This is a genomic window from Acholeplasma equifetale ATCC 29724, assembly GCF_000687735.1.
Classification (GTDB): domain Bacteria; phylum Bacillota_I; class Bacilli_A; order Acholeplasmatales; family Acholeplasmataceae; genus Acholeplasma; species Acholeplasma equifetale.
This window is the reverse complement of record NZ_JHXL01000005.1, coordinates 47,667-60,580: the sequence shown is the minus strand read 5'-3', so window position 1 is coordinate 60,580 and position 12,914 is coordinate 47,667. Positions and strand designations below refer to the sequence as shown.

Here is a 12,914-nt window from a genome sequence, read left to right as displayed (position 1 = left end):
AATGAATTAATATAAAAATTTATAAATATCATGTAAAATGAAAGTATAAAAAAAGAAAAGGGGATTATTAGAATATGAAAAAAATATTAATAGTATTCGTTATGTTTCTAGGATTACTCTTAGTTGCATGTACTGAAACAAAACCTAAAGTCTTACCAGATATGAATGACAATGATCGTATGGAGTTAACGTTAGCTCAAAAAATTGACTTTTTATCTAAATTGGAAGCACCTGATTTATCTTCTAATGCATTAATGCTAAATTTATTTAGCAAAATGAATGTTGATTTTGCTGTTTCAACTGAACAAAATCTTACACTAGACATAAGAAGCAATGTGGATCAACAAGCAAAATTTAATGCAGATTTAGATGTAGAACTATATGGAAAACTTGGTGATTCTGCTAGTTCATCGATTGTTTACGCTAATTTAAAACGTGCATTTTTAAGTGTTGAACAAAAAGCATCAATAAAATTTATGGAAGATGATATTAGTAGCCATACAAACATAACAGTTGATTTTTCTAATTCATTTTTCTTAATCCATCAAACGCACGCTTACTATCAATTAAATGGTTTATATGATTATAATTTAGAACAAAATGGTGAAGTTTTACTAGATGAAAAAGATTCATTTGATAATCTTCAAGAAAAAGTATCAACACCAATATTTACTGAAAGTGATTATCAAGAGTTAATTGAACAATTATCATTCTTTGAATTACCGGATACAAATGATTTAGATTTAAATGAATTATTTGAAGCGTTTGAAACGATTAGTAAACATATTGAAATATATAAAACAAATGACACATATACAATTAGAATTTTAGCTGATGCATCAATTATACGAGACGGTATAGATGAAATGAAAAAAGTACTAATTGAATTCTATGATGGTTTTGAATCAGATATTGATCAAGAAATACTTACTTTATTTGATAAAATTAAGGATTCAATTAAATCATTTGATTTAGATTTTAGAGTTGAAGTTGTAAATCATAAAATAACACGTATATTATTTGGTATTAGTGGACATTTTCAATTTGAGAAAGATAATACATATCCACTGACACTTAATGTAAATATAGAACGTTTAGGGTTTATTTTAGATCTAAATCCTACAGCACCAAATATGCCTTCTACAAACGACTTAGCAAACTTTAAAGTTGTTGAATATCCATCATTTATACCTAATACTTTAAGTTAATTGTTAATCAATATAAAAAATGGGATGTGTATTGTAGTGAACCCTATATATTGGACTAAATAAAATTTAATATTGTTGTAAACCCAAGTTTTTAAATTAAATAAAATGGGACTTATTAGATTAAGTCCCATTTTTTATTATTGAATATTAAAATATGTCATGAATAAATCGATATGTTCTTTAAATAAAATTTCGTATTTTTCCATAAACCCTTTTGATTCTTTAGATAAATATTTTTCATAGAAGTGATATACAAAGAATGAGTGGTATAGTTTGGCAGCAAGATCGGGGTTTGTCTCTTTCATTTTTCCTTTTTTCATTAAGTCATTAAAATAGTAAGTATAAGCAGCACGAGGTTTAATGATAAACTCTTGATGCAATAATTCTTTTAAAGGTTCAGAAAGAAATTCTAACGGTATGAGTAAACTGGTTAGTTCATGAATATCATCTTTTTCAAAAAAATGATTGGTTGAAAGAGAAATATTTGTGAAGAAAGCGCGAGGTTCTAAATGCGTTTGTTTAAATAATGGATAAACCTCTTCTTTCATACGGTTTACTAAAGTTTGAGCTATATCCATTAAAATGTCTTCTTTAGACTTATAGTGATTATAGATTGAAGAGGCTTTAATACCAACACTTTTAGCAAGCTCTCTCATACCAACGTTCGTATAACCATATTGTGCAAATAGTTTTAACGCATTATGATAGATTAATTCTTTTGTAGTCATAGCTTCCTCCTAACATTGTTATGTTTTTATTTTATATGATTTATAAAAGTTGTCAAATAAAAGATACTTAATCTCTAATACATAAATCATTTACATCAATTTTTGATTATGGTAAGATATATTTAATTTTTAGATAGAGGAGAGAAAATATGAAAAGAATAGTGAGAATAATTGTTACTATTGTTTCTATTTTGATTGTTACAGCTTGTATGGATAACAATCAAGGACCTTATACCGTGATATTCAATTCAAATGGTGGAACACCTATTGATAGTCAAATCGTAGAAGCTGGAGACAAAGTAACAAAACCATCTATAAATCCAACAAAAGAGGGCTTTACTTTTGAATACTGGTATTTAGATAATGAATCAGAGGCTTATAACTTTGACTTAGAAGTCCATTCAAATTTAACCTTAAATGCTTTATGGAAAGAAATTGATATGGATTTATATCTTTCAAAAATTGAAGCTGATTATGAAGCACTAAAAAATAATTTTGTTGTAAATAAATATCAATTAAACATGTCAACAAAAGGATCAGTGAATAACTCAAACATTTCATGGAGTTATGATTCTAAATATATTAGTGCATCAGGTGTTGTTTTACCGGTTTTAACAAACGATAATGCAGATACTGTAGTATTAGAGGCTAAGTTTGTAAATGGACCTGTTGAAAAAATATACTATTTTGAAGTAGATCTATTTTATTTTGAAGGTGTAGAAATTGAAACTGAAAGAACGGTTCCATTTAAAAACTTAACAACAGAATATAATATTGAAGATGGTGAGTTAACACTATACTTTGAAGAAAATGGTTCAGTGCCATATGTATCTATTTTAGATTTCTTTGACCTTTTAGAGGGATTTATTGATCCTAAATATCAATTTACTGAAACATTAAATGGTAAAGTGTTAGAAATCCAATATGACTACTATGATGCTGAAGAAGATGAACTTTATCATTTAATTTTACAAATTGATTCAGAAAACGATACAATCACAACAAACGACCCTGCATTCTATTGGGCATATATTCATTCAACTGCAACGAATTATGGAAGAAATATTGAATATGTAGATCATCCGAATCAGTATTATGAATATGGACATGATTTAGAGTACGATTTAAGAGCATATAATATGGATATTGTTTTCCACGATGAAAAAGTATTATTACCGTATTATATTGTCAATCAATTATTTGCAGGATCAAGTTATTATAATGTTTACTATAATTACGATGCATTATATGGTATTTATTCATTCCCTGATTCAGGAACCGAGACGTATAATTTAATTCGTACATCAAGTCAAAATCAAAAAGATATTCCATCAGATTTATTAGTGCATACATTTAATTATTTCGCATTTGCATTAGATTATTTCTATGGACTAAAAGATATTATGGAAGTTGATACATATTATGATTTACTATTTGAACATAAGAGTGCATTATTAAGACCGAGTGCAAACTTAGTTGATCAAACAATTGGTGATATTTTAGTTAAAAAATTAGATGAACCTCATACATCTTATAATTTTGCAGGATTTTATAACCGTACAAGTTACACAGGTCCAAGTTATAGCTCATTAAATAGTTATGGACCTAGATTTGTTGAGTGGTATAACGAGGGATTAGTTGCAACCGACAATGCTATTGGTGCTAAATGGGGTGCATCATCAAGTGGATGGAATGCGAGTTCAGCGAATCGCCCGTATTATTGGTTTATTGATTTAGCTAAAACATCTGTTGTATTATCATTGGATTCATTTAGTACAGAAGATATTGTGGAACAATTTACATATGATAAGACAGTATTAGACAATATACTAGATTTAGATACAAGTTTCTTACCAAGTATTAATGGTCATGATAAATATTTTATTTATAATTTATCTTCAACATCAACTAAAGAAGCATTAGTATTAATTAAGAACACTGATTCAACATTTGAAGAAGATTATATCGAAGTCTTAGAATCATTAGGCTTTGTATACAATACGCGTCAACAATCATATATTTTAGAAGACAATGATTATACATTAGTCATTCAAGTAAAATATGATATTAGTTATAATGCTGCATTCTTATATATGAGAAAATATAATGCGGGTGAAATCATACCTGTTTTAAGAAAAACAATGAGAAGTGTTTTAGAAAGTGATTCAGCTGTCTACATGGAATTCATGTTAGAAAAAATAACAAAAGAAGCACCAGATTTAAAAAATATCATTTTAGATGTGACCTGGAATACAGGTGGTAACGTTGGTGCGTTATACCGTGTTGTTGGATTTGTGACAAAAGATCCGTTTAAAGTAAGCCATATTGATAGAGATACAAATTCAAAAACAGTAAGTTACGTTCAGATTACTCATGAACATGATTATTCAATGTACAATTGGGCATTACTTACAACACCTACAACATTCTCAGCTGCAAACTCGCTTGCTATTGTGTTTAGAGACAATAATTTAGGACCACTCATTGGAAGAAAAACAGGTGGTGGAGCATCTTCAATTACACCTATTCTTTTACCAAACGGTACCGCATTTACAATGTCATCTAATAACATTCGTGCATATATCGTAAGTGGTGATGGTACTGAAGAAAATCCATACGTTTTAGCATCAAGTGAATTTGGTATCGAACCAGATTATGAATTAACAATGGGAAATTTATACAATAATCAAGTATTAATGGATATTTTAAACGAATATTACCCTAATTAAGATACGAAAGCCTTCAATAATTTGAAGGCTTTTTTATTACCGCGCGCGTGAATAATTATATTAATGAGACTAAAAAATGTATCTTTTTTAAATTTTATATTTAGTTATAAAACTAATGAAAATGATGAAAACATATGAAATATAGATGAAATTATATAAAAAATGATTATAAAAATTAATCAATTTAGATATATTTTTATTAAAAAAACCCCCTTTTTTAAACTTTTTATGATGAAAACGTTTTCAATTGCATTTTCTTAGTTCACAAACAAAAATTACATGATATAATAGCATACAAAATAATTATAAAGAAAAGAGAGGGAAGAAAATTCTTATGATTAAAAAACTATTTGCACTTGCTTTTGTTTTAGTCGCTGGTTTAGCTTTAGTAGCCTGCCAACCACAAGAACAAGCATTTGAAATTGTATCATATACTACTCCAGCAAGTGGTATCGTAACTGAACCAGAAACTCCAACTCGTCCAGGTTACAGATTTGCTGGTTGGTTTAGAGGAAAGTCAGGTTTAACTTGGTTAGAACCAGAACCAGTTAAATTCCCATATGTTTCTAAAGGTGCTGAAACATTATATGCTTACTTTGAACCACTTGACTCAAAAGCAGTCAACTATTCTAAGGGAGAAACTTATTATTCAAGCTTAACAGCTGATACTTCATTAATCTTAAACCCATTGACATATCAATACAGTCATGAAAATGATATGATCTCTAACCTAGCTACATCACTATATACTACAGAAGTAGACTGGGATAAAGCGATTGCTGATGGCGTTGCTGATTATGTAGGAGATTTCTCCAAAATTGAAGCAAAAGAATACTCAATTGAAGCATTAGACTATCGTTACATCTTAGTTGGTGCAGCTCGTTATCCATATGATGAAAATGGTGATGACTTCACTGTTGATGGAAAATTCGATCGTACAGGTGCTAACCAAGTTCAAAGAACTAAATGGTATTTCCAATTACGCGAAGATTTATTCTTTGAAGACGGAACTCCAATTGATGCTTATACTTATGAGTACACATTAAAACAATATTTAGACCCAGTTCAAAATAACTTACGTGCTAACTCATATTATAAAGATGCTGATAACAAACAAGGTACTCCAATTAAAGGTGCTTCTGAATACTTCAAACAAACTGCTGATAATCCAGTTTCATGGGATACAGTTGGTTTCAAAGTTATTGATAAATATACATTCATGATTGAAACATTTGAAGCTATTTCTCAATCATCTGCAGTAAGCTTTGGTAACATCAGATTAGTTCATCCTGAAAAATATGCTGCATCATTAACAAACGGTGCTAACTCAACATACGGTACTCCAAGAAACCCATATGTTTCATATGGTCCATATGTAATTAAATCTTGGGATGAAAACCAAAGATTAGTGTTCAACAAGAACTATGATTATGTAAGAAAAGATACTATTACTTATAAATCAATCGTTTATGAAGTTGTTGCAGACGTTGCTGCACGTATGGCATTATACAGAAACGGTGGATTATCAGGTGTAGGTCTATTAGGTGAATACTATGAAGAATTCGCTGAAAACCCTAACGTTTATAGAAGTTGGGATGGTTATCCACAATACTTAATAGTTAACTATGCTCCATCTTCTAAAGCTGAAGGTGCTTACGAAAAACCAGAAATTACAGCTGATCCAAGATTCCGTCAAGCGTTACTCTTTGCATTTAACAGACGTGAATATGGTAATACAGTGTATGCTCCAAATACACCATCACTATTACCAATTCCATTAGATACTAAAGCATACATTCAAGACCCATTATACTATTCAGAATCTCCTAACCACAAACGCGTATTAGAAGCATTTGATATCGTTGAAGGTACCGATGGTTACTTACCAGACCGTGCTAGACAATTATTTGATGCTGCATACAATGATTTAGGATTAACTGGACCAGTTACATTAAAATTTGTAATCGATAACTCAGATTTCAGCTTATCATTAGCTCGTTGGGTCAAGAACAATCTTGAAACAGTATTCAATGTTAATGGTCAAAAATTAATTATTAATATTGCATCTACAACTTCACAAGCTGCTGACTTAGCTATTGAAGAATGGGATTTTGATATCGCATTACAATCAGTTGGTTTCGGTGCTTCATATGGTGTTCAATGGCAATATGGTGGTATTGGTTACCTTGGTGGTATGTTAGCTTCATGGGCAGGTTTACAATGGCCATTTGCAAAAGATGGTGAATCAGTAGAAGAATTCTTATTAGAAGAAATCGAAATAGATTTATCAGTAACATACGACTACTTAGTAAGTTTAGGCGAAGAATATATCTATGAAGAAAATCCTGAAGATGATTCACTCTTACGTGAAGGTCATATCATGTTATATGAAGGATTACAAGCTACCGAAGATAAACCAGAAGGTATCTACAGAACAACTTTATATGAATTAGCTATGTTAGTATATGCTTACGACACACCATGGGATGCAACTGCTCAAGAACCATTCCCAGGTGCAACTCAAGAAGTTTGGAACGTTGTTGAAGCATTCGAAATGGCATTCTTCCAATATGCTCCAGTAATTCCAACTGTAACACGTTCATCAGCTACATTATATGCAGATAACGTTAAGATCTTATGGCCGGATTACTCATCAGCATTTGGATGGGGCGCTAATAGATATCGTTACTTATCATCAGATCCAATGTTTGCTGATGGTTTATATAACAGCTATAAAGTAGCATTTGAATCATCTAAATAATATTTGATTTGAATCAAGTTCACATAGAGATATAAAAAAGCGCCTGATATGGGGTTACTCATTTCAGGCGCATTCTCTATGTAAATATATCGTAAAATGTGATTTTTTAGAAAATGAAAGTAAAGTGTAAAAAATACGATATTTTCATTTTTTAAAAAAACTTAGTGTATAATATACAAATTCATGTATAATATTATATAAACAATTTTGCAACAAGAATTCATTATTCAAAAAAGGGAGTGTTTTAATGGCTTCATATCTATTAAAAAGAATAGGATTAATGATTATAACTTTCATTATCACGGTATTCTTATTCTTTGTTTTTATCAAATTAATGCCAAATAATAAACCATCGCTAGATGACCCAATTCTATATGAACGTTTGGCTGAACGTGAGGGTTGGAATGAACCAATCATTGTTCAGTTTGGTCTATGGGTCAAAAATATTTTTACTGAAGGATCATTTGGATTTTCAATTAATAAGAAAGAAGATGTTGGTGCATATTATTTCTCTAAAATTCCAGCATCTGTTCAAATTAACTTAATTCCTTATATCTTATCAGTTCCGATTGCGATTGGATTGGGTGTATTGGCAGCCCTAAATAAAAACACATGGATAGATAACGTCATATCTGTTGGAATTATGATATTTATTTCAATTCCATACTTTGTTGTTGTCGTTATAGTTCAATACGTATTTTATTTCAAATTACATTGGGTACCAGATTATGTTGTTGCCACATCCACCGATTTTTCAAATAATTTCTGGTGGGCGTTATCAACATTTATTATGCCAGTAACTGTATTAACGATTGTTGGTGTTCCTGGATTAGCTCGTTCAATACGTGCTGAATTAACTGAACAATTAACACAAGATTATATGTTATTGGCGCGTTCAAAAGGATTAACCAAACGTCAAGCGACATATCGTCATGCATTAAAGAATGCTTTAGTTCCTTATTTACCAGGTATCTTTATTGGTATTATTGGTGTTATTAACGGTGGTTTAATCACTGAAAAACTATTTAGAGTCGATGGTACAGGTCGTATTTATCTTGATGCCTTTCAATCAATTCCACCAGATTATCCAATGCTTATGTTAATTACTGCATTTGGACAATTTGTTGGATTATTATCTTCAATTGTTGGCGATATTTCATACACCTTCATTGACCCTAGAGTAAGAATTGGGAGTGGGAAAATATCATGATGAATATTGATAAAAGTAAATTGGTATTAGTTCATAACGCGAATGATTTAATAAAAGATCTTCCGTTAGAAACTAAAGAAATTGGATATTATCGCGATTCATGGAACCGCTTCAAGAAAAACAAAGCTTCTTTTGTTGCGTTTATTATCATATGTATCATCATGGTATTCGTTGTTTTTGGACCTTTATTAAAACCATATAAATTACCAGATGAAGATCCAAATGCTGCACGTCGTTTTAGATATTTAGAACCAAAAATTCCTTTTTTAGAAAAAATTGGTATTTTTGATGGTAAAAGAGAAGTAACCGCTGGTAAAAGATTCTTACATCATATGTATCATTCTGAATTTGGGAAAGGTATTATTCTTTCTGGTTTCCCAGAAGAATTAATTGATAATGTTGATCATCCAGCATACGCAGGTATTACAGAAATTACAGTCGTTGTTGATTCATATAAGTTTGCAAATTATGTTGAATCATATATGCCTATTACATATTTCTCATCAGATGGTGGTGGATCATTAGATTCTGTATTAGAACAACTTGATCAAAAACAATTTGAAGAATATCTTGCAAAAAATTATATTATTGATGTTTATAGTATTACTGAATTACCAAACCCTGAAGATCCAAGTGCTCCATTCTATCAATATAAGGTAAGAGTGAATCGTTTTAAAATGTCATTAAATCAAAATCCAGAAGACACATATTTTTGGTTTGGTACAAATAAAGACGGTTTAGATTTATTTACTGAGATTTGGCAAGGTGCTCAAATTTCAATCTTCATGGCTTTAACTGTTGTTGTTATCAATACGTTGATTGGTTTAACAATCGGTGCGATTGTTGGTTACTATGGAGGCGTGTTAGACTTATTATTTGACCGTTTAGTTGAAATTATTTCATCTATTCCGTTCTTATCTGTACTTGTATTATTAACATTACGATATGGAACAGCATTATGGGTTGTTGTCTTAGCGTTTACTGCACAAGGTTGGATTGGTTCATATGGTACAGGTCGTATGCAATTCTATCGATTCAAGAATCGTGAATATGTTTTAGCTGCCCGAACATTAGGCGCATCTGATGCACGTATTATGTTTAAACATATCTTACCTAACACATTGGGATTAATTGTTACTTCATATGCGCTTGCTATTCCTGCATTCGTGTTCAGTGAAGCATCATACTCATTCTTAGGTATTATTAACTACGATAATGCATTAAGCGTAGGTATGTTAATTGAACAAGGTCGTGCAGCGATGCATAGCTATCCATACTTATTATTATTCCCATCACTTTATATCGCTATTTTAATGATTGCATTTAACCTATTTGGTAATGGTTTACGTGATGCATTCAACCCATCATTGAGAGGTGTAGAATAATGGCTGATAAAATTTTAGAAGTCAAAGATTTGGCTGTATCTTTTAAAACTCAATATGGTATTTTACAAGCGATTCGTGGTGTATCATTTGATTTACATCGTGGCGAAACACTAGCTATTGTTGGTGAATCAGGTAGTGGTAAGAGTGTTACATCTCGTGCCATTATGGGATTATTAGCAGGAAACTCAATTTATGAAGGTGGTTCAATCATGTACCAAGGACGTGATCTAACACAACTTCCTGAAGAATTATTCCATGAAATTCGTGGATCAAAAATCTCAATGATTTTCCAAGATCCAATGAGTTCATTGAATCCAATTATTCCTGTTGGTAAGCAAATTGCTGAAGCATTAATTTTTAAAATGGGCATGCCTAAAGAAATGGCTAAAAAACGTGCCATCGAATTAATGGAATCAGTTGGTATTACAAATGCAGATAAGCGTTATAGTCAATATCCTTTCCAATTTTCAGGTGGGATGAGACAAAGAATTGTTATCGCTATTGCATTAGCTAACGATGCTGAAATATTAATTTGTGATGAACCAACAACTGCACTTGATGTTACAATTCAAGGACAAATTTTAGAATTAATTAATCGTCTTAAAAAAGAAAGAAATCTTTCAATTATCTTTATTACACACGATTTAGGTGTTGTTGCTAACATGGCTGATAGAATTGCTGTTATGTATGCAGGTAAAATTGTTGAAATTGGAACATCAGAAGAAATCTTCTATGATCCAAAACATCCTTATACATGGGCATTATTATCATCCATGCCAAACTTAGCATCTTCTAAACATTTAGATGCTATTCCTGGTACACCGCCTAATATGATTTATCCACCTAAAGGTGATGCATTTGCTCCAAGAAACAAATATGCTTTAGCAATTGATTTTGAGCAAGAGCCGCCATTATATAAAGTTTCAGATACACATTACGCTGCAACTTGGTTATTACATCCAGATGCACCAAAAGTTGAAGTACCTGAAGCAGTTAAGATTTTACAAAGACAAAGAGGGAGAGTGAAGAAGTAATGGACAAAAATAAAATTGTTGACTACTCCGAAAAAGTCTTAGAAGTCAAAAACTTAAAGAAGTATTTCAAAGTTGGTGTTGGTAAAAATAAATTAGTTGTTCCAGCTGTTGATGATGTAACATTTGATGTATATAAACGTGAAGTTTTTGGTTTAGTTGGTGAATCAGGTAGTGGTAAAACAACAACTGGTCGTACAATTATTAAACTTTATAACCCAACTGAAGGTTCTGTAAAACTTAATGGTATTACAATTTCTGCAGGTTATGCAGATCATATTGAAAATATCAAAAATATCAAAAAACAAGCTAAGATTGATATTCTATCACTTAAAGCAAGTGAACTACAAAAACTTCAATTAAAAGAAAAAGCAGAAAAAGATATTGAATATATTCGTCATGAATTAACATTCTTAATTCCAAAAGAAAAAGAAGAATTAGCAAAAGCAAATCTTCCTTTAGATGAGTATAAAACAAAACTTTATGAATTAAAAAATCAAATGAAACTTGATATTGAAACAATTGAATATGACTACAATATCGAAGTTGAAAAAATTCATCAAGCAACTTTAAATAAAGCAGAAACAGAAATGAATAAAGAACTTGAAATTTTACGTGTGAATTATGAACGTAAAGTTGAAGGTTTAAAAGATAGTGCTGCTTTAAGTAAAGAAGTAATTAATGAAAGACTTCAAGAACTAAAATCAAATTATGAAGCAGATATTGAAAGAATTAAAAAAGAATTTTCTCATCAAATCATAGAAGCTTCAGCAGAAGTTATGTCTAAAGAAGATGCAAAAGCTAAGATTCAAGCATTAACTTTAGATAAAAAACAAAAAATTCAAAAAGTTAAAGAAAAATATCAAGAAGCAAGAAACAATGTTGTTGCTCCTGATATGAATTTAGTTAAATCAAATATTCAAAGTGTTAAAGAAAAGTATAAAAACTTAAGAAAAGAAATCTTTGATAAAATTGCAGCTGTTAAAGCTCAATTGAAAAAAGATTTAGCTTCCGTTGTTGAAACTCAATTATCAGAAGAAGAAAAAAGAATAGTTAAAGAAAAGGCTAAAGCAATCAATGAAAAAGCTAAAGCTGCTATTTTAGTTGAAAAACAACATATTGAAGAAGCAAAACGCGTTAATCATTCAAGTGAAACATTAAAAGCATCACGAAAGATGCAAATGATTTTCCAAGACCCAATCTCATCATTAAACCCACGTATGACTGTACGTGAAATTATTGGTGAAGGATTGGTTATTCAAGGAAATTTAACTAATGAGCAAATTAACGCTAAAGTTGAAGAAGTTTTAAACTTAGTTGGTTTAGCACCTGAATATGCTACACGTTATCCACACGAATTCTCAGGTGGACAACGTCAAAGAATTGGTATTGCAAGAGCATTAATTATGGAACCAAACTTTATAATTGCTGACGAACCAATTTCAGCATTAGACGTTTCAATTCGTGCTCAAGTATTAAACCTTTTAACAAATCTTAAAGAACAATTAGGTTTAACAATCCTTTTCATTGCCCACGACTTATCTGTTGTACGTTTCTTCTGTGATCGTATCGCAGTTATGTATAATGGTCGAATTGTTGAAATGGCATCTAGTGAAGAATTGTTCGCTAATCCAATGCATGCATATACTATTTCATTATTATCAGCAATTCCTCAACCAGACCCAGATTATGAAAAGGGTAGACAAAGAATTCACTATAATCCAAGTATGCATGATTATCGTATTGATAAACCAAGTCTTCGTGAAATTGCTCCGAATCATTTAGTATATGCAAATGATAAAGAGTTTGAAGAAATGAAAAAACGATATGTTAAATCAGATAGTAAAAAGTAAAGGAGGTAC

The 12,914-nt window shown here is 30.7% G+C and carries 8 protein-coding genes; 7 read left to right on the top strand and 1 reads right to left on the bottom strand.

Annotated features, from left to right (window positions below):
* Positions 1–74: 74 nt before the first annotated feature.
* Complete coding sequence (locus tag T434_RS0103685) at positions 75–1,208, top strand: hypothetical protein (RefSeq protein ID WP_026399953.1); 1,134 nt, start codon at positions 75–77, stop codon at positions 1,206–1,208.
* A gap of 137 nt (positions 1,209–1,345) precedes the next feature.
* Here T434_RS0103685 and T434_RS0103680 read toward each other — a convergent pair whose 3' ends face one another.
* The gene (locus T434_RS0103680; protein ID WP_026399952.1) at positions 1,346–1,936 is read right to left on the bottom strand and encodes a TetR/AcrR family transcriptional regulator; all 591 of its coding nucleotides are present in this window, start codon (positions 1,934–1,936) and stop codon (positions 1,346–1,348) included.
* 149 nt (positions 1,937–2,085) lie between these two features.
* On the opposite strand from T434_RS0103680, the gene T434_RS0103675 reads away from it, so the two are divergent.
* The 6 genes from T434_RS0103675 to T434_RS07465 all read left to right on the top strand — a co-directional run bounded on the left by T434_RS0103675 (position 2,086) and on the right by T434_RS07465 (position 12,905).
* Complete coding sequence (locus T434_RS0103675; protein ID WP_026399951.1) at positions 2,086–4,665, top strand: S41 family peptidase; 2,580 nt, start codon at positions 2,086–2,088, stop codon at positions 4,663–4,665.
* Positions 4,666–4,999: 334 nt separating this feature from the next.
* Complete coding sequence (locus tag T434_RS0103670; protein ID WP_026399950.1) at positions 5,000–7,426, top strand: ABC transporter substrate-binding protein; 2,427 nt, start codon at positions 5,000–5,002, stop codon at positions 7,424–7,426.
* A 247-nt stretch (positions 7,427–7,673) separates the two neighbouring features.
* Positions 7,674–8,636: an ABC transporter permease gene (locus tag T434_RS06850; RefSeq protein ID WP_162150692.1), complete on the top strand. Its 963-nt coding sequence runs from the start codon at positions 7,674–7,676 to the stop codon at positions 8,634–8,636.
* Positions 8,636–10,021: an ABC transporter permease gene (locus tag T434_RS07470; protein WP_162150691.1), complete on the top strand. Its 1,386-nt coding sequence runs from the start codon at positions 8,636–8,638 to the stop codon at positions 10,019–10,021. Before T434_RS06850 ends, T434_RS07470 begins: the two co-directional genes overlap by 1 nt.
* A complete protein-coding gene (locus T434_RS0103655) occupies positions 10,021–11,055 on the top strand; it encodes an ABC transporter ATP-binding protein (protein WP_026399949.1) in 1,035 nt (344 codons plus the stop codon). The genes T434_RS07470 and T434_RS0103655 overlap by 1 nt, the downstream gene beginning before the upstream one ends.
* The gene (locus tag T434_RS07465) at positions 11,055–12,905 is read left to right on the top strand and encodes an ATP-binding cassette domain-containing protein (RefSeq protein WP_051614358.1); all 1,851 of its coding nucleotides are present in this window, start codon (positions 11,055–11,057) and stop codon (positions 12,903–12,905) included. Before T434_RS0103655 ends, T434_RS07465 begins: the two co-directional genes overlap by 1 nt.
* Positions 12,906–12,914: the final 9 nt, after the last annotated feature.